14 protein-coding genes are annotated in these 20,110 nt (G+C 56.7%); all 14 read right to left on the reverse strand.

Annotated features, from left to right (window positions below):
• Positions 1–31: 31 nt before the first annotated feature.
• The 14 genes from NYE74_RS23060 to NYE74_RS23125 all read right to left on the reverse strand — a co-directional run bounded on the left by NYE74_RS23060 (position 32) and on the right by NYE74_RS23125 (position 20,047).
• A complete protein-coding gene (locus NYE74_RS23060) occupies positions 32–1,351 on the reverse strand; it encodes an MFS transporter (RefSeq protein WP_036623929.1) in 1,320 nt (439 codons plus the stop codon).
• 48 nt (positions 1,352–1,399) lie between these two features.
• Complete coding sequence (locus tag NYE74_RS23065; protein ID WP_036623930.1) at positions 1,400–2,350, reverse strand: phosphoglycerate dehydrogenase; 951 nt, start codon at positions 2,348–2,350, stop codon at positions 1,400–1,402.
• 25 nt (positions 2,351–2,375) lie between these two features.
• Positions 2,376–3,374, reverse strand: coding sequence for a 4-hydroxythreonine-4-phosphate dehydrogenase PdxA (gene pdxA, locus NYE74_RS23070; protein WP_036623931.1), 999 nt, complete (start codon positions 3,372–3,374; stop codon positions 2,376–2,378).
• Entirely contained in the window at positions 3,371–4,654 is a 1,284-nt protein-coding gene (locus tag NYE74_RS23075; RefSeq protein ID WP_036623932.1) for a four-carbon acid sugar kinase family protein, read from the reverse strand. Before NYE74_RS23075 ends, pdxA begins: the two co-directional genes overlap by 4 nt.
• 10 nt (positions 4,655–4,664) lie before the next feature.
• Positions 4,665–5,849: an iron-containing alcohol dehydrogenase gene (locus NYE74_RS23080; protein ID WP_036623933.1), complete on the reverse strand. Its 1,185-nt coding sequence runs from the start codon at positions 5,847–5,849 to the stop codon at positions 4,665–4,667.
• A 35-nt stretch (positions 5,850–5,884) separates the two neighbouring features.
• Positions 5,885–6,766, reverse strand: coding sequence for a 4-hydroxy-tetrahydrodipicolinate synthase (gene dapA / locus NYE74_RS23085; RefSeq protein WP_316561079.1), 882 nt, complete (start codon positions 6,764–6,766; stop codon positions 5,885–5,887).
• 174 nt (positions 6,767–6,940) lie between these two features.
• Positions 6,941–8,716 carry a sigma-54-dependent Fis family transcriptional regulator gene (locus NYE74_RS23090; protein WP_036628363.1) on the reverse strand — a complete coding sequence of 592 codons (1,776 nt, stop codon included), beginning with the start codon at positions 8,714–8,716 and terminating at the stop codon, positions 6,941–6,943.
• Positions 8,717–8,913: 197 nt separating this feature from the next.
• Entirely contained in the window at positions 8,914–10,677 is a 1,764-nt protein-coding gene (locus tag NYE74_RS23095) for a glycoside hydrolase family 2 protein (protein WP_036623935.1), read from the reverse strand.
• Between the two features lie 267 nt (positions 10,678–10,944).
• Positions 10,945–12,966: an alpha-L-arabinofuranosidase C-terminal domain-containing protein gene (locus NYE74_RS23100; RefSeq protein WP_036623936.1), complete on the reverse strand. Its 2,022-nt coding sequence runs from the start codon at positions 12,964–12,966 to the stop codon at positions 10,945–10,947.
• A gap of 53 nt (positions 12,967–13,019) precedes the next feature.
• Complete coding sequence (locus NYE74_RS23105) at positions 13,020–13,925, reverse strand: carbohydrate ABC transporter permease (protein ID WP_036623937.1); 906 nt, start codon at positions 13,923–13,925, stop codon at positions 13,020–13,022.
• A gap of 14 nt (positions 13,926–13,939) precedes the next feature.
• Entirely contained in the window at positions 13,940–14,899 is a 960-nt protein-coding gene (locus NYE74_RS23110; RefSeq protein WP_036623938.1) for an ABC transporter permease, read from the reverse strand.
• Positions 14,900–14,932: 33 nt separating this feature from the next.
• Entirely contained in the window at positions 14,933–16,504 is a 1,572-nt protein-coding gene (locus NYE74_RS23115) for an extracellular solute-binding protein (RefSeq protein ID WP_316561080.1), read from the reverse strand.
• 111 nt (positions 16,505–16,615) lie between these two features.
• On the reverse strand, positions 16,616–18,244 hold the full coding sequence (locus NYE74_RS23120) for a response regulator transcription factor (RefSeq protein WP_036623940.1): 1,629 nt from the start codon (positions 18,242–18,244) through the stop codon (positions 16,616–16,618).
• A gap of 3 nt (positions 18,245–18,247) precedes the next feature.
• Positions 18,248–20,047 (reverse strand): cache domain-containing sensor histidine kinase, encoded by a 1,800-nt coding sequence (locus tag NYE74_RS23125; RefSeq protein WP_036623941.1) that lies wholly within the window; start codon positions 20,045–20,047, stop codon positions 18,248–18,250.
• Positions 20,048–20,110 lie beyond the last annotated feature (63 nt).

The raw sequence follows: 20,110 nt of genomic DNA on the forward strand, positions 1-20,110 counted from the left end.
CTGCGCTGTTAGCTTGGATCAGTATTCCAAATCAGGCGTTTTTCACTTGAATCGGCTCTACCTTTTTCATCAGGAACAGATAGTTCACAATCGCAATTACGATCAGTACCGCGGAGAAAATCAGCGCCGGTACGAACGAGCCTGTGCTGGCTACGATGAAACCGGTAATGATCGGACCAACGACACCGCCCATGTTGGAGACGGAGTTTTGCATCCCCGCAACAACGGAGGTCATGTTCTTCGGAGCCACATCGCCCGGAAGCGCCCACACCTGGGAGGCAGCGACCGTTGTGCCGGACTTGGCGATACACAGCAGCACCACGGCGAGAACGGCAGACTCGGCAAAAGCAGCAAAACCGATGCAGGCGGCCATTAGGAGACCAATAACCAGAAAGAGCTTGCGTGTTGCGGTCAAGGATAGCTTTCCGCTTGAGTAAATCCGGTCGGATAACCAGCCTGCGGCCACCTCGGCAACCATCGCACACAGCAGCGGCAGTGAGGCTACGAACCCCATTTCGATCAGATTCATTCCCCGTTCCTTGACCAGATACGTGGGAAGCCATGTAATGAAGAAATAGGAGTTGTAGTTAATCATAAAGAACCCGATACACATCGCCCAAATATTTCTGTGCTTCAGCAAATGATACCATTTCATCGGCTGCTTGCTGTCAGTGCCCTCTTTCTTGGTCTGGCCCTCGCGGATGTGCTGCAGCTCCGCTTCATTGACTCCCTTATGCTCCTCCGGGGTTTCCTTGAAATAAAGGAGCCAGATGATGCCCCATATGACGCCGAGCACACCGATAATGACAAAGGTCATTTTCCAGCCGTACATGGCGATCAGCCAGACGATCAGCGGCATGGCAATGGCCCCGCCAAACTTGGAACCGCTGTCAAAAATACCGGATACGGTTGCTCTTTCCTTGTCCGGGAACCATTTGGACGCGATTCCCGCATTGCTCGGATAAGCCGCCGCTTCCCCGACGCCCAAGGCAACCCGGAAGCCGAGCAGTGACTTGAAGCCGGTCGCAAGCCCGGTCACCGCCGTCGCCAGCGACCACCAGATGACGGCGAAGCCAAGCGTCTTCTTTTGGCCGAAACGGTCGGCAAACCAGCCGGCCGGAATTTGCAGCAGCGCATAGGACCAGAAGAAGCCGGACAGGATAATGCCCATTTGCGCTTCGCTTAACGAGAATTCATCCGTCAAAAATGGAGCGGCAGCCGAAAGCACCGTGCGGTCAATATAGTTAATGGCAATCGCCGCCCACATCAGAAAGGCAATAACCCAGCGGACTTTGGACTTTTTGCGGACAGGTTTTGATTCAGTGGCGGTTGTCGGTTCATTAGCTTGCATGTTGTCTAACCTCCCTGTTCCCAAGTCGGGATACAATGTTAAGAATAATTACAGCCCGTTCACCACGTGCTGCGGCGACTTCTCATGGACGATTACGTCTACAATATTGCGGACACAGGTCATGCCAAGCGTGTTCACCGCGCCATCCGTATACCCTGCGATATGCGGTGCGGCGATAAAGTTCGGCAGCGTGAACAGCGGGTGCGCGGTCAGCGGTTCCTGCTCGAATACGTCCAGCGCGGCGCCTGCGATTCTTTTCTCCTTCAAAGCCTGATACAGTGCCTCCTCATTGACGATGCCGCCTCTGGATGCGTTTACCAGGAAGGCGCTTTCTTTCATCATAGAGAATTGGTCCGCTCCAATTAAATTGCGAGTTTGTTCGATCAGCGGCATATGCAGCGTAATGAAGTCGCTTTCGCTTAGCAGCTCGTCCAGCCCGGCCAGACGCACCTTCCACTGCTCCGCAAACTTATGGTCAGGGTACGGATCATACGCAAGCAGGCTCATATCGAATCCGCCCGCCCTGCGCGCGACCTCTTTCCCGATGCTGCCCAGTCCGATGATGCCCAGCGTCTTGCCGTAAACGTCCGTACCGAAAATTTTCGGCCACTCGCCTGCCTTGGTGCCCTGGTCAGCCGCCGGAATCTGCCTGGCAAGCGCCAGCATCAGCCCGAAAGCAAAATCCGCGACTGCATGTTTATTCGCGTTCGGAACGTTGGTCACCCAAACCTGCCGTTCCTTGGCCGCTTGCAGGTCGATGTTATCGACGCCTACGCCGTGTTTACACACAATTTTCAGGCTGGGAATCCGCTCAAGCACATGTCCGTTAATCGTATTAAAAGCAACGATAGCCGCGGCTGCACCCTGAGCCTCCCTGATAAAATCCTCCTCCCCGATATCAGCAGGCAGATGAACCAGTTCAAGGCCATGCTGCTCCAGGTAGCGGAACGGTTCATCCGAATATTTGCCGAACGACGGCGATGTGGAAACTACTTTCATCCTGAATTGCCTCCTTTATCTTAGTCTATACACGCTTTGGCGCCAGTTCGGCAGCGGAACGGATGGCGGCCAGCAGGCTTGCTTCATCCGCCTTGTTCTGCCCGGCAATATCAAACGCTGTCCCATGGTCCACCGAGGTGCGGATCACACCGCCTTTCAGGCCCACCGTAATGTTCACGCCTTCCTCCAGGCCCAGCACCTTGATCGGAATATGACCCTGGTCATGGTAGCAGGCCACCACGATATCGAAATCGCCGCGTACGGCCCGGAAAAACACCGTATCTCCCGGCAGCGGGCCTTCCACATGAATGCCTTCCGCCCGCGCTTTTTCGACGCCCGGTACAAGCTGCTTTTCCTCTTCGCCGTTGCCGAACAACCCTTTCTCGCCCGCATGCGGGTTAATGCCGCAGACGGCGATGCACGGGTTCGCGTATCCGGCGCGCTTGAGCGTTTCATCAGCCAACGCGATCACCTTATAAGTCCGTTCCGGTGTGATGGACTGAATGGCTTCAAGCAGCCCCTGATGCGTCGTCAGATGAATCACCTTCAGCTTGGGCGAGGACAGCATCATGGAATAGTCTTCCGTCCCGGTCAAATCCGCCAAAATTTCCGTATGCCCAGGATAGCGGTGGCCGCCCATATGCAGGGCTTCTTTGTTCAGCGGAGCTGTACAGATCGCCTGGATTTCCCCGGCTTTGGCCAGCTCGACCGATCGCTTCAGAAACTGGAACGCCGCATCTCCCGCGGCCGCCGAAAGCTGGCCGAAGGGCAGCTCCTCCGGCAGCAGGTTCTGATCCAGACAATCGATCGTTCCCGGTTCGAACCGGCATTCCTGAATGGAATGCACGGGGTTCAGCACCAGACCGGAGCCCGTCACGCTCAATGCCCGTTTCATGATTTTGGCGTCCCCAAGCACAACCGGCCGGCACTGCGCATACACTTCCCGATGTCCTAACGCTTTTACGATAATCTCCGGACCGACGCCCGCCGCGTCGCCCATCGTAATCCCGATAATTGGTTTCATAATGCCCCTCCTTGCAGTTTCAGCACCGCTTTCTCCATTACAGCTTCCGAGCCGAAGTTGCCCGCCTTGGTCACTGCGAAAATATCTTGTTCTCCGGAAAGTTTACCAAGCGGTATGCCGTTCTCCACCTCTGCCAGCAGCCGGAATTCATGCAGGTTCAGCCTTTGGAATACCTGATGCGCCGTGTCTCCTCCGGTCAGGAACAGATGCTGCAGGCCGTGTCTAGTCACCAGCTCTGCGGCGCATTGCCCCAGCGCCTGCGAGATCCGGTTGCTGATCTCCACTGGGCCAAAGCCGAACCGCTGCCCGGCCCTTCTTGTTTCCTCTACTTTATCCGACGAAAATAACACCACATGCCTGTTTTTCCCCAAGGCATCATCCGCCAACCGCCGCAGCTTCTCCAGTTCGGCCTCCATGACGGTTTCGCCGCTGATCACCCGAACTGCGTCCATTTCGATGCCCGTCACCCCGGCCACCTGCAGCACCCGCTCCAGCTGTCTGCGGCCAGCCGGGCTTACGCTGCCGACCACCAGCAGGACAGGCTTTTCCGATCTCGGCAGGGCCTCCTCGGTATGCACGCGGGACAAGCCGTAGGCCTGGGGCAGATACCGGATCAGCCCGGATGAGCCGGCCCAGATGACCGAATAGGATAGCGGCGCGATATGCTTCACGATCGTCTCCATGTGGGCTTCCGTTGCGGAATCCGCAACGATATAGGCAATCCGCTGTTCCTTGAACGCAGCCATCCGGGCTGCGATATGCTCCGTTCCTTGCTCCAGATCGGCTCTGGACAGATGTCCCACCTTCCGCTGCGCCTGATCGCCGATCAGCTTGACCAGGCGCGATTCCTGCACCGGCGTCTTGGGATCATGAGCAGCTTCCGTTTCATGCAGCTTTATGCCGTTCACATAATGAATCCCGTCGATCACCTGCCGTCCATTCCCGATATAAGCGGGAGCAATGATGACAAAATCCGGCGCAAACACGTCATATACCGCGTTGATCTCCTGCCCCACGTTCCCGCGCATGGTGGAATCCATTTTTTTGTACAGCACGTCAAAGGGCTCATTGCGGATTTGCCGGCATGCTTCCTGAACCGTCCGGTAGGCTTCTTCCCCGGACAGGGACCTGCTGTCCGTATTCAGGATCACCGCTTCGTTCGGAAGCGGATTTGTTTCCCGCCGCCCCAGGACAACCGACACCTGCAGGCCGTAATGGACGAGCTGTCCCCCGCAATCACTGGCGCCGGTCAGGTCGTCGGCAATGACTGCTATCCTCATGCCATCACCTTCAAGAGCTTTGCGGGAGCAGCTTGCGGTAGATCACTTTCATGTCTTCCACGCTGACCGGCTTCGGATTGTTGTTCAGCAGCCGGGTAACCTTCGCTGCGGAGAATGACAGCTCCTCGACATCTTCCTCGGATACGCCGTACTGCTGCAGATTTTGCGGGATGTTCAGCTCCTGCGTCCACTCGGCAATGCGCCGGATGACGGCCTCCGCGGCTTGCTGTTCGGACAGCCCGTGCACATCCAGGCCCATCGCAGCACCGGCGGTTCTCAGGCGGGGAGCCGCCGCGTCCATGTTGAATTCCATCACATGCGGCAGCAGCATGGAATTCGCCACCCCGTGGGCAATCTTGAATTTGCCGCCAAGCGGATAGGCCAGAGCATGCACCGCAGCCGTTCCGGCGCTGGTCAGCGCCATGCCGCCGTACATCGAGCCAAGCAGCATGTTCTCTCTTGCCTCAATGGACGAACCGTGATGATATGCCTCAAGAATGTTAGAGGCGATAAGGCGGATCGACTCCAGTGCAAACATATCGCTGAGCGGATTCGCCTTGTTGGAAATCAAGGATTCAAGCGAATGGGTAAAGGCGTCCATACCGGTGGCGGCGGTTACCGCCTGCGGCAGACCAAGCGTCACTATCGGATCAAGGATGACAAGCTGCGGCAGCAGATAGGGGCTGACCACACCGATCTTCAACTCTTCCTCCGGAATCGTCACAATCGCATTGGGTGTCACCTCGGCGCCGGTTCCCGATGTCGTAGGGATGAGCACCGTTGGAATGCCTGCCTGTTTGATCAGGTTTGTGCCCAGGAAGCCGCGGATCGAGCCGCCGTTGGCCGGCAGCACGGACAATATTTTGGCCGCGTCCAGAACGCTGCCGCCGCCGATGCCGATAATGACATCACAACTCGCACCCGCTGCACCCAATGTTTTTTGATATACCTCTTCAATATTTTCCAGCGTTGGCTCCGGCAAAATATCCAGCGTCACCTGCGCCTGAATGCCCTTCTCCGTGAGCTGCTTCAGCAAGCCGTCCAGGATGCCGGAGCTTTGGATAAACGGCTGCGCCACAACCAAAGCGCTGCGGATTCCGGCAGCCACGGAGTCCAAATGCTCGCCTAAAGTGTGAAGGCTATCTCTGCCGGCGATGATTTTGGCTGCTGTCTGAAACTGATACAAATCCTGCATCGTTAACTCTCCTTCCCATTATCTGTCTCTAATGTTTATCTCAGCATGTAGCTGCTGACCATCTCCTGTACAATCGCCAGGGCCTCGCCGGACAACTCGCTGACCGGCAGCTTCGGCGGACCGACAGGAATGCCGGACAATTCCACCGCTTTCTTCAGTACGGACGGCAAGGTACCGTATTTGAACGTATCGCGCAGCGGATTCAGCAGGTCCTGGGCCTTCTGCGCTGCTTCGAGATCCCCCTTGAGCCAGTTCTGGTAAATGGACACGACGACCTCAGGCAGCATGTTGGCCGTAGCCGCCACCGCTCCGCTGCCTCCGGCGTTTAACGTCTGCAGAATCAGGGAATCGGTGCCTGCCAGCACGGAAAAATCTTCGCCTTGCGTGGCCTGAATATACTGCTGAATGTTCTCAAACTTGCCGCTGCTGTCTTTAATGGCGACAATGTTGGGGATTTTGGCCAGCCGCGCCACCGTATCCGCTTCCAAATGAACGCCTGTGCGTGAAGGAATGTTGTACAGGAGTACCGGCAGCGCAGTGGATTCGGCGATTTTGGCAAAATGGACGTACAACTCCTCCTGTGAAGGAGCGATAAAAAACGGGGTAATGACCGATAAGGCATCTGCGCCAAGCTCTTCCATTTTCTTCGATAGTCCAATGACGTCCGCGGTTGCGTTCCCTCCGCTGCCCATGATAACGGGAACTGCGCCGTTCACCTCATCCACGACAATTTGAGCCAGCTTCAGCTTCTCCTTCTCATCCAGCAGATGAAACTCCCCGTTCGTTCCGAGGGCAAACACACCGTTAACACCTGCATCGATCATCCGCCGCGTGAGCTGGCGGGCAACCTGTTCATTCACTTGCTGCTCTTTTGTCAAAGGAGTCAGCATGGCGGGAATAATGCCTTTGAATTCCATGGTTAAGCCTCCTATATTCAAGTGTTCCTGTTTCAGAATTGAACTGTTTTCATATACAAGCGCTTTCAAATGTGATTATAGTCCCGTCTGTTCAATTTAACAACACATTTTGAAAAAATGTTCAAATTAAAAACAACATGTTTCATTATGAAACATGTTGTCCTGTTTAGCTAGTTACTTTATTTTCCTCCACAGCGTGGTCCGGCTGATGCCCAGGCGTTCGGCGGTTTTCACCTGATTCATGCCTTCCTCCAGCAACACCTGCTGGATAATCCGCTGCTCAATTTCCTCCAGCGTTCCGCTGAGATCAAAGTCCGGTTTCCCGTATTCGGTCCGCATCCGCCTGGTGGACAACACCTCGCTGATTTCCCCCTGCTCAATGTACAAGCCTTTGGCAAGCAGCACGGCTTCTTCGATCACCTGACGCAGCTGATGAATATTGCCGCGCCATTCAAACCGTTCAAGCTCCTCTCTCGCTTCATCTCTGAGCCCGACCACCTGCTTGCCGTACTTGGCGTTATATTCGTTGATGTACAGCAGAGAGAGGCCTTCAATATCCTCCTTGCGTTCCCTCAGCGAAGGCAGCGGCAGCGTGACTTCCGCCAGCCTGTAATACAGCTCCGCGCTGAATCCGCCGCTCTCGGTCCGCTCCAGAATATCCTCCCTGGAGGACACAATCCATTGAAAAGCAGGCGTTTGCTTGTCCAGATAGTCCGCCAATCTCTTCTGCTCAGCTTCACCAAGGGCGTCAATGTCGCGCAAAAATACAGTGCCGCGCGCAAGACTGCCGAACAGTTCCTCATTCCGCTCCTCATTCAGCAGCATGTCCCACAGATCCTGTGAAGCCAGCCCGCATTCGATTTTCAGAAACGGCCGCAGCCCTCTTTCGCCGCCAAAATGAATAAACTGAGCCAGCAGCTCTTTGCCTGTCCCTTTTTCCCCGGAAATCCAGACGGAAAGCTGCTGATCGCGATAGCTCCGCGCTTTGTCCAGCGCATGCCTCATCTCGCTGTTATGGCTGACGATGTTGCCGGCCACCTGGGCCGCGCGAAAGCCGGCCTCAGCCGGTACAAGGGAAGCCCCCCGCAGCCTAAGCTCATCCCGGCTTTTGCCGCCCGCGATCCGCAATACGGCCAATGGCCCGTCCGGACCCGGCAGCGGGTAACCGCTGACCCGCCAGATTTGCTCCGCCTGCTCCAGCATGGTATGGAACGTACCCTCCGTTAGGATCTCGCGGACGATACGCCCTATTTTTTCTGAATCCATAAAAGGGGCCATCTGCCGGTTGAAATACGGATTGCCGAACACCTGCCGCTGCTCGCGGTCATAAACAGCCACCCCCGCCTGCTCTGCCTGAAGCACCTGGTAGGCCATGCCGTATTCCCGTTTGCACGCTTCAAACAGCGCATGCCACTTCCGCGCCTGCTGGAAGGAACGCAGCACGCTCTCTTTGCCCGAGGTCAGCAGAAAACCGATCAAACCCAGCTTTTCCGCTTCCTTAACGGTAATGACGTCCCCGACGATAATCTGATACCCCTGCTCCCGCAGCTCCTGCAGCACCTGGCCAACCCCGGATTCATCCTGAACCGTGTAGGAGGAAATTTTCATATCCAGCACCTCGCACACCGCCGCCGCGCCGGCGACCACCTGGGCGAAGCCAACGATCGCCACCTTGCCGGGATATCCTTTGGCCAGCGTCAGCACCCTCAGCATATCGTAGCCGGACACTTCAATCTCAACGACAGGAATGGCGACCCTGGACTGGATCAGCTTGGCCGTGCCGCCGCGGCTGATAATGATATCCGTCCCGCTGCTCGCCGCTTCCTCGGCATATTTCAACCCCTGCTGCAAATCCCCGGTTTCCACCCTCAGCTCCATATCCTGGCCTTCCGCCAAGCTGAGAATCATTTCCTTCAATCCTTCATACGGCGCAATCGCCAGTACCTTCACGTCCATCATCCTCTGTTTCAGAGATAAACATTTCTTAGTTACACTATAATCAAGATGAACGTACTGTTTCAATAACTTACAGTCCAAATGGTACTGCTCCGACTCCATCGGCACGAGGTCCAGCTCTCCTTAGGAGCCCGCGAGCCCACGTTCGGGATCTTTCCCCTAAAGATGAGAGGTAAATAGAGGCATTTGTTTCAGGCCAAATTGATCTCTTTAATTTGGGCAGGCGGGATTTTCGGCTTGCGGTCCTCTGTCAGCAGTCCGTTGATTTCCTGCTGCACATCGGCAAGCTGGGTGTAACAGTAGCCGCAAATATAATCCAAGCTTTTGATCGCCCGTGTCAGGCCTTCGAACCGTTCGAGGAATTCCGCTTCCGTTAAGACCTGGCGGCCATACCCCCAGCCTTTGTCCGACCTAAAGGCGATCCCGCCAAATTCGCTGATGATGATCGGCTGCCCGCGGTACCCGTAGCCTTCGGCCAAAGCGTATTTCCAGTGATTGCAGGTTGTTTCCCTATTTACGATAGCATCCTTGCTGTCTTTATACCGCCGCAAAAACCCGTCGCCCGTTTCCACGTAATCATGGAGCGTCAAAATATCGGAAACGGTATGCTCCCAGCCGTCGTTCGTAATGACCGGACGGTAGGGATCGACCGCTTTGGTGAGATGGTAGATGCCTTCGGTAAATTTCTGCTGCCTTACGTCACGGAGGATGGACGGAATGCCCCACGATTCGTTGAACGGCACCCAGGTAATAATGCTGGGGTGATTGTACTGTTGATCGACGATTTCCAGCCATTCCTTCGTAAACGCCTCAATCGCACGGTCGTGAAATTCGAAGGTCGCGGCCATTTCCGACCAGACCAGCAGCCCTTTGACGTCGCACCAATAGAGAAAACGGGCATCCTCGATCTTCATATGCTTGCGCACACCGTTGTAGCCCATTTCCAGCATCCGGTCGATATCGGCAATGATCGCTTCCTCGCTGGGCGGCGTTAAATGGCTGTCCGTCCAATAACCCTGATCCAAAATCAACCTTTGATAGAACGGCGCATTGTTCAGCAGCACCTGGCCGTTCTCGATCGAAATCTTTCTCATCCCAAAGTAAGAAAAGACCCGGTCAACCACCTGATCTTCCGCATACAGCACAAATTCCACGTCATATAAATTCGGATGCTGCGGCGACCAGAGGCATTTTTTCCACGGCCCGTTTGCCTCGTGCACCAAATCAACCTCCACCGACAAGTTCGGGCGATCCGCTGCCAGCGCGACCCGCTTCACCGGCTTGCCCTTCAGCGTCACGATCGCCTCCAACCGCAAATCACCGGGTTTTTCCACGCCGCTTATCCGGTAATCGAAACGGACCGTGGAGCGGTCGATATCCGGTGTAATTTTGACCGCGTCCAGCCGCTGCGCCTCCACGAATTCCAGCCAAACCGTCTGCCAAATTCCCGTTGTCTGGACATAAAAGCACTCGAAGCTGTCCTTGGTCCAACGCTGCTTCCCCCTCGGCTGTGTGCAATCGTCGCTATCCTCTACTTTTACCGTAATTTGATTGTCTGCCCCGAAAACCAGATAAGGGGTGATATCGAAGCCAAACGCCGCGTAACCGCCATGATGGCTGCCGGCCATCCTGCCGTTGATCCATACTTTGGCGATATAATCCACCGCCTGAAAGTGCAGGATCACCCGCTTGCCTTCGGCCTCCTTCGGGATATGAACCGATTTGCCGTACCAGACCTGCGGGTGGAATTCCTCGATGCCGATCCCGCTGGCCTGTGTTTCGTACGTAAAGGGAACGGTAATCGTATGCGTTCCCGCAAACTTTTCCGGCCAGTTCTCTTGCTCGCCGACATTGTCGTCGTCGAAACGGAAGTCCCATGCGCCGTTCAAATTGAGCCAATGCTCCCGGACGAACTGCGGCCTGGGATAATCCTTCTCATAAGCTCCGGTTGTCACTGTTCTCCTCCTGTTCAATTGCACGTAATAATGCGGCCCTGTTCCATATGAAATACGCCAGAAATCTAACGATTGTATCCGTCGCTATTTGGCGAAAAATGGCCCTTTCTAAATTTTAACGGTTGTGAGCGCTGCTAACTGCTCTAATCTGAGCCAAAACAGCCGAGTTTTAGCTAAATAAGCGCCACGGCAACCGTTAGAGTTTGAAAACGGCGTTGATGGAGCAAATAGCGGCTGCGGCATCCGTTAGAATGGAAATGGATTCTACTAGGCCCGTTCGGTTTTAATCTCCAGCGCGTACACTGACGCCGGGCGCAGCGGGCAGCCTTGCCGCCAGGCAGCAAGCGGCACCGTTCGCGATTGGCAGGCGATGCGGTCCGGCTCGAATACGGAATTGATCGCTTCAAAGGAATCGCCCGTAATTTCGTGCAGCAGCAGTGTGTCCCCGGACGGCTCTAGCCCAAGCAGATTCAGCTCGGCGCGGACTTCCCCGAGGCTGCGGTTGACGATAAAGACGGTGACGACGCTCCCGTCTTCGTTCACGCACGCCGCCACGTCCAAGTCCGGCAGCGCGCCGAGATCAAACGGAGCCGGCTTGTTCGCGCGCACGGCGAAGGTGCCGCACGCCACGTCGGCGGGAAGCAGCCGCCGGATGTCCCGGTTCGCGTACAGCTTCAACACTTCGTAGGTCGGCGTGCCGTACACCGTGAGCGGCTGGCCGCTCCAGCCCGGCGTTTTGCCGCAATATTGGTCGGCGTAATAATCGCCCACGCGAATGCAGCCGCCGAGCCAGCCGTTTACGAGATCGGAGAAGCTGCCGATGTGCACGATGTCGCTTGCGCGCAGCATTTCATTGAGATTCGCGGCGTTCGCCACCGCCGCTCCCAGCGTATGCTCATCCGGCAGCCCTTTCCGCACCGTGTTCGGATAATACATCGTGTTGTATTCGGTGATCGCCACCTTCACATGGCGATGCTTCTCGTTCAAGCTGATCTGCTCCAGCGTTCGCCGGAGATCTTCCCGGGTCCACTCGGGAAAAGAAGCGATCGCTTTGTAGCGCTCTTCGGCCGGCGTATCCCGGTCCATCCCGAAACGACCGTATCCGTGGTACAAATGCAAGGTCAAATAATCGATATGTTCGCCCGCGATATCAAGCACCGCCCGGTTCCATTCCTGATCGGTATGCCCGCAGGCCAAAATCACAAGCGACGGGTCCGCCGCCTTCATCGCCTCGGCAAACGTTACGCAGCGCTCCGCAAAGCGGCCCGCGGAGCAGGTGCCGACCTGCCACCCGCCCCACACTTCATTGCCGATCTCCCAATACCGGACGTTGTACGGCTCGGGATGTCCGTTCGCCGCCCGCTTCGCCCCCATCGGGGTATCCATGCCGCCGTTGCAGTATTCCACCCACCGCGCGGCTTCCTCGGGCGTCCCCGACCCGTCGTTGACGCAGATCAGCGGCTCCACCCCAAGCTCCCGGCAAAAGCGGATAAATTCGTCCGTGCCGAAATATTTGCACGTCCACCCGCCCCACGCTTCGTTGTACATCACCGGCCGCTCCAATACGGGGCCGACGCCATGCTCGAAGTGGTAAGCGCTGATGTAGTTGCCGGCCAGCCTCATCATGCCGGCGTTCAGCGCCCGCGCCATCTCCATCACTTCGCGCTTCACCCCGCCGATATGGTCCGCCGGCAGCAGGGATACGTGATCGAGCCACAGCATGCCGGTGGACACATGATCGTTCCATCTCGGGTGGTCGGCCGGCACGTACACCCGGATTTCGGCGTTGGCGCAGGCGCGGGAGACGGACAACTTCGCCTCGTATTCCCGCCAGTTATGGCTGCCCAGGTCGATCCTAACAAGCCCAAGCAGCTCTCCCGTGCACCGGTCCGCCGCCTCGACGATCACGTATTTCAGCTCGACCGACGCCCGCGCCACCAAGCGCACCGCATATTCGCTCGGCCCCTCTAAAGCGGCCGCCTGCGCGATCCCGGCATCCGCCTCGTCGTCGCTCAAGACGCGAATGCGCACGGCGCGGCCCGAGTGCTTCGGCGCCGGCGCCTCCAGCGCGTACCGGGTATTCCGCCCGTTCGTATAAGCGCTCCAAGCCCCGGAAACCGCACCTCTGCCTTCGGCGCCGCTTTCAAAATCCATGTCTTTGAGCGGATAGGCCAGCATCGCCTCCATATGGTCGCGGATATCCTCCACAAAATGCCCGAACAGGTACGGGTTCACCGTAGGCCCGCTGGCCCGGCCGCCGTCAATCGTAATCTTCGCGTTTGCCTTCAACCTGATCCCTCCCAGCTTTTTTAAGTATTAGAAAGTATGAGCTTCGGAGCCGCTTAACCTTTAATCGACCCAATCATCACGCCTTTGACGAAATGCCGCTGCACAAACGGATACATGATGAGCACCGGCAGGCTGGAGACGATAATGACCGCATATTTGATGCTCTCCGCCAGCAAAACCTTGTCCTCCATCCCCACAAGTCCGTCCACCGCGTCCGATTGGCTGATCAGCAAAATTTCGCGCAGCACCAGTTGCAGCGGATACAATTCTTCGCTGCGGATATATATGAGCGCGTTAAAAAACGAATTCCAGTGTCCAACCGCGTAAAACAGCACCATGACCGCCAGGATCGGCTTCGACAACGGCAAAATGATGCTGGCGAGCAGCCGCCAGTTGGAGCAGCCGTCCATATGGGCCGCCTCCTGGAGCTCCCAGGGAATGCTGGACTGAAAATACGTCCGCATGACGATCAGATTGTACGTCGAAACCGCCCCCGGCACGATCAAGGCCCACATCGTATCGACCATCCCCAGGTCTTTGACCAGCAAGTAAATCGGAATCAGCCCGCCGCTTAAAAACATCGTCAGCGTCACGATCAGCATCAGCCCTTTACGCAGGGGCAGATCCGGCCGCGACAACGGGTACGCCGCCAGCAGCGTCATAACGATGTTGACGGCCGTGCCGACCGCCGTATAAAGAATCGAATTGGCATAACCTCTCCAGATTTTGTCGTTATCCAAAATATTGGCGTAAGCGTCAACCGTAACGCCCTTCGGCAGCAGCCACACTTCCCCGCCCAGCACCTTGGCCGGATCGCTGAACGAAGCGCTAACCACAAACAGCAGCGGATACAACACGATGACGATAATGACCGCCGCGATCAGGTACACAAGCCAATCAAACCACCGTTCGTCAGCCGGGCCGGCCTGCGCCTTGGGCGCCGCGGCTCGTTTGGACATCTGCCCCGCCTCCTTTACCATAAACTCGTCTCCGACGTTTTGCGGGCAAAACGGTTCACCAGAAGCAGCAGCGTCAGATTGATCACCGAATTGAACAGCCCGATCGCCGCCGTGTAGCTGTATTCCCCCTGCAGAATCCCGGTCTTGTACACGAACGTGGAGATCACGTCGCTCGCTTCGAGGTTCAGATTGTTTTGCATCAGCAGTATTTTCTCAAACCCGATGTTCATAAACTGCCCTACGTCGAGAATCAGCAAAATGACGATGACCGGCACGATCCCCGGCAATGATACGTGCCGGATGCGCCGCAGCCGGGAAGCCCCGTCCATTTTGGCCGCTTCGTACAGCTGCGGATTGATCCCGCTGAGCGCCGCAATATAGATGATCGATTGCCAGCCCATGTTCTGCCAGATATTTGAGCCGATAAAAACGGTCTTGAACCAGCCGGCGGATTCCATAAACCGGACCGGTTCGCCGCCGGACGCCTGGATCAGCTGGTTGACCGGACCGGCGGGCGACAGCAGCACCGTCAAGATGCCCACGATGACGACCACCGAAATGAAGTGCGGGATATAGGTGATGTTCTGCAGCAGTTTGCTGTACGTTTTGCTGCGGATCTCGCCGATCAGCAAGGCCAGCAGAATCGGAATCGGAAAGGCGACAACCAAGGAAAACAGATTGATCGACAGCGTATTCCACAGCAGCCGCCCGAAATAATACGAATCGAAAAAGCGCGTAAAGTGATCGAAGCCAACCCATTCGCTGCCGGCGATTCCTTTCGCCGGATTGAAATTTTTGAAGGCGATCTGCAGCCCGTAGAGCGGCCCATAGTGGAACAGCAAATACCAGGCTAGCGGCAAAAGCAGCATGAGGTACAGGTCGTACCTTTTGGCGATCTCCCGGGCCAGCCGGGGGCCCCGTTTCGAATGGTTCCGGGGCACTGCGGCGGCTGGCGGGGCCTCCGTGTTTTTCATGGAAATCCACTCCTTATCCGCACAAGTTCCTCATCAATGCTGCATCTTGTCGTAAGCTTCCTGATACAGCTTCTCCAGCTCGTCCAGCTTCATCTTCTTCAGCGTGGACTGGAATTCATCCCATTTGTCAAAGCTCAGCGCCCCGGCGATAAACTTGGTGCTTTGCTCTTCGTAATATTTGTCGATGTCGGTCCGCAGGATATTGACCTCCTGCGCCGTCTGCTCGTCAAACATCGGGGTCGCGTAGCGAACCTGCGGCATATACGGATCAAGCTGCTGCTGCGCCTCCTGCACCTGCGGAGGATTGATGTAGGAAGCGACCTTTTCGCTGATCAGATGGGGCGCTCCGCCTCCGGCGTAGGGGGTGATTTTCGGCTGGGTCTCCGAAGTCGAGTATTCCGGCTTATAGTAGGGAATGCCGTCCTTCAATTCATAATGCTCGCCTTCCCGGCCGAACCGCAGCAGCGTAGCTCCTTCGTCGCTAAAGAAATAATCGATCCAGCGCATGGTCGCTTCCGGGTATTTATTGACCGAAGTGATCGCAAAAGCTCCGAAATCCCGCGGCACCGGCAAGGCCTGGGCTTGCAGCCGGTCCCCGTGCGGCCCTGCGGGAGGTGCGATCCCTTCATATTGATCCGCGATCGGCAGGAAGTTGTTGTTCGTCTGATCGAAGAACACCCCCGTTTTGCCCGAGCCCTGTTTGGCCAAATACTGCGCTTCCGTATGCGAGAACACTTCCGGGTCGAGCAGCTTCTCTTGATAAAGCTTGTTCAGGTACATCAGCATCTCTTTGTTGCGGTCGCTGCCCATCCAAATTTTCACCTTGCCGTCGACGATGTTAATGTTGTAGCCAAGCTGCTGGTCCAGGCCAAACGACCCGCTCATCATCGTGACGATATGCAGGCCGACGCGGGCGGTCAGCGGAATTTCGTCCTTTTGCCCGTTGCCGTTCGGATCCTGGTCACGGAAGGCCGCCAGCACGTCGTACAGCTCGTCCGTCGTCTCCGGTACCTTCAGGTTCAGCTTCTCTAACCACGCTTTGTTGATCCATTTCTTGTCCGTACGCGCCGCGGCCAGCGTCACGATGCCCGGTACCGCGTAAACATGCCCTTCCGGCGTCGTGATCGCGGCGCGGATTTCCGGGTACTGCTCCATCAGCTTCGTTAAATTGGGGGCGTATTCGGCAAGCAAATTTTCCAGCGGGATCAACTGGCCGCCCGCTCCGTAGCGGACCGCTTCGAGCGGCGTCAGACCGGACCGGTACAAAGCGTCGGGAAGCTCGTTGGACGCGAACAGCAGGTTTTTCTTCTCCTGAAAACCATCCGTCGGCGCTTCGATGAATTTTACCTGCACATGGCTCATTTTCTCGTAGTCCTGAAACACCGGCATATCTTTAAACGGCCCGTTAACCGGGGCAATCCGGGTGAACATCGTCAACTGAATCGGTTCCCGCACGATCGGAAAACCGTCCTTGCTCACCTCATTTGACGCCGCCGCCTGCGGGGCGGGCTCGTTGCTTTTGCCGGCGCCGGAGCTGCACCCGCCCAGCACCAAACCGGCGATGATCATCATGCTTAACGCCGATCTTTTCCAGTGTTTGCGCATTGTTTACGACCTCCTTTTCTTATCGCCGAACCCATGATGTAAGCGTTTCCTATGATGTGCGTTCATTATAGTCCAGCCTTTGAAGACCGCATATTATAAAAATATGACTATTTACTCCACTATTTTTACGGGCCGGTTCATATAATCTTGCGGCGTCATCCCGGTCAGTTCCTTAAATACTTTAAAAAAATAATTGTACGTCGTAAAACCCACCTGGCTGCTGATTTGCTTGACCGAACAGCGGCCGCTTTCCAGCAGCTTGCGGCTTGCGTCGATGCGCACACGGTTGACATACTCGGAGAACGTCGCCCCCGTTTCTTCTTTAAAGATCCGGCTCAAATACGAAGGGTTCAGTCCGATCGCCCCGGCCGCCAGCTCCAAGGTAACATAGCCCTGGTACCGTTCCAGAATCAGCATGATCGCCTGCGACACATGCTGCGAATACGGGCCGGCCGCACGCTGCCGCTTCAGCCGTTCCAGCAGGGCTTCATAATAAGACGAGATCCACTGCTCCAGTTCGTCCACGGTGCCGATCTTCCCCAAAGCTGCGCGCGAAGGCCACCCGCCCGCGGCGGCTTCGTCCGTGGCGGCTTCGTCTGCTTCGTCCGCCGGCAGCCATTTCTTCCGCGCCTTGTTCCCGATCGAAAGCAGCTCGCTGACGATCATTTGCACCGGCAGGGCATGGACCGGCTGCCGGCGTACGCTGGCGAACACGGACGCGATTAACCGCAGCGCGCCTTCCTTGTCCAGATTTTCTATGGTAAGCAATAGCTGCTTCTGCTCCTCGATGGTCAAGGCGACGCGTTTGCTGCCGGTTCCCGTTTTCGCTCCGGCCGGGGATGCGTCGAGAGCCCGTTCGGCCGAGCGGTAGCTGGCTTCGAGCTGCGCCAAGCTGCCGCCGAAATGGCCGACGGAATAGATGCATTTCAGATTCAGGAACAGCTCGAGCGAGTGGCGCAGCTTGCTCATTAGCCTGGCGGCCTCGCTTGCGGCCGCTTGCTCACTGCGCTCCCGGAACGCCAGAACGACAGCCAAGCGCCCGTTCCCGACATAAGCCGCCATGGCTCCCGGGAGATCGCCCAAACTTTGCTGCATGACGTCAACAGCCTGCTGCATCAGCCGGTTCGTCTCCACGTCGCTGTGCGATTCCGTCAGCAGCCGGAAGGAGACGATTTGCACCGCCGCCGCCGTATAGCACACCGCGCCCGCAAGCAGGCCGCTTTGCCGGGCATAGGCTTCCAGCTCCCGGGCTGCGCCCGGTTTTCCCCGCACGCAGTCAGCGATATGCTCGCGAATCAGCCGCGTACCGGCGCTTGCCGCCATCTCCAGATCCCCGCCCCGACTCTCGGCCGGCCGCTCCCGCAGCTCCAAATCCTCGACCGCCTTGCGCAACGCGGCCATCAGCGTCCCGCCGTCAAGCCGGTGCTTGAGCAAATAATCGGCCGCTCCGTTTTTCAGGCATTCGCGCACATAATCGTAATCGTCATAGCTGCTGAGCATGATCGTTTTGACGGAAGGAAACCGCTCCCCGATCGCGCGCTGGAGCTCCACCCCGTTCATGCCCGGCATGTTCACGTCGATGATGGCGACATGAGGCCGGGTTCGTTCGATCATCCGCAGCGCCGTTTCCGCATCGTAAACTTCTCCGCACAGCTCGAAGCCGTTACCTATCCAACCCGGCAGCGACCCTACATGTTGATGGACCAATGGCTCGTCATCGACCAAAAGCACTTGGAACATGGATCATCCCACCTCTTCCGCTCTAGTTTCCGAACTCCATATCCGGGGAAACCGGATCTCCACCTTCGTGTACAACCCCTCTTCGCTGTACAGTTTGACACCGTAAGGCTCGCCGTACATCCTTGCGATCCGTTCATGCACGTTGCGAACGCCCATGCCGCTGAATCGCGACGGGATTTCCCCTTTTTTCCCGAGCAAAGCATCGATTTGTTCCCGGGTCATGCCTCTACCGTTGTCCATAACCTCGATTTTCAGATCGCCTTCCTCCCCGTAGACGCGAATCAGCACGAAGCCCCCGGAAGCCGCTGCGCCGAGGCCATGCATCAGCGCGTTCTCCACGATCGGCTGCAGCATCAGCTTAAGAACCCGGCATTCCAGCAAAGCGTCATCCTCGATCTGCATATGAACCGGGATCGGGTTCATAAACCTGTATTTCACGATCGATACGTAGCAGGAAACATAATCCAGCTCCTCCCGTACGGTGAGAAATTCGTTTGAGTTGCCGAGCACGCCCCGCATCAGCTCGATCAACGCTCCGGACACCTCCTCAATATTGGGCGCCCCGTTCAGCTTGGCCAAATATTTGATCGTGTTCAGCGCATTGTACAGAAAATGCGGGCGGATCTGCGCCTGCAGCGCGGTCAGCTCCGCCTCCCGCTTCGCCTGCTCGCTGACGCGAATCCCTTCCATCAGCCGTTTCAACTCGTCCACCATGCTGATAAAAACCCGGTACAATTCGCCGATTTCGTCTTTGGTGCCGATCTCCGTTTTCGGGAAATCCAGATTTCCGTCTTTGACCCGCGTCATCATCGTTTTCAAGCGGCGGATGTGAAGGGTGGTCCGGGAGGACATCTGCAGCGTCCCGATCAGAACGGCGATAAACACGACGACCGACACCTCGACCATCAGATTGCGGACCCGGACGGACTCGCTTAGCAGCGAATCGAGCGGGATCAGCGCCCGCGTGGTCCAGCCCGTAAAGTCGGAGCGGCGGGTGACGACGATATAGGATTTGCCGTCGATGTTTTGTTCCGCCGCCAGCTCGGACGGGCCCGCCGAAGCCGGACGGGCGTAAATCGTCTTTTCCATTTGCGGAGATAGGGATAACGGCGCCGAGTCCGAGCGGTAGACGAGCTCATTTTGCTCATCGAGCACATACAGGATGCTGTCCGCGGTCGGTTTCACGCCGTACGTGTTGCGGATAAAATCATAATTCAAATCGACCATCACCACGCCGATCGTTTCCCGGTTATAACGGAGGACACGGCCGACGGAGATGGCGTCCGTTGGGCCGCCCTGCTTAAAATAGGCATGGCGTTCCCCGTTTTGCAGCATATAATCCATCGTCTTCGTTTCCAGGAACGTCCGGTCGATCCAGGGACCGCCCGCGAAGAACACCTTCCCGTTCAGGCCGATCACGGCGATCCGCGAGATATACGGCTTATAGTCGATCAGTCCCGACAAAAACTCGGTGATCCGCTTCTGCTCCTGAAACCATTCGTAGCTGATTTCCTCGCTTGGGCTAAGTACCGTGTCGATGACCGTGTTTTTGTTGGTCGCGGCCACCGTGTTCAAACGGTCGATTTCCTTTAACATCACGTTGAGGGATTCATCAGCCTGGCGGATGCTGTCCGACACTGAGGTGATGGCGTTAGCTTTGATCGTCTCGCGCATGTTCACGTACACGATGCCGGTTACGGAGACGATGGAAAACAGCGAAAGCAACCCGAAGGCGATAAATATTTTTGCCTGGATGCTTAACTTCGGCGAGGATATCCACTTGCGCAGCGTTATGAGCGTCATATCGGGCACTCCTTTTCGTTCGGGTGAAGATGAAAGATGTAAACGCTTGCCAAAATGAACCCC

Origin of the sequence: Paenibacillus sp. FSL P4-0127 (assembly GCF_038007325.1) — a bacterium.
Classification (GTDB): Bacteria; Bacillota; Bacilli; order Paenibacillales; family Paenibacillaceae; genus Fontibacillus; species Fontibacillus macerans.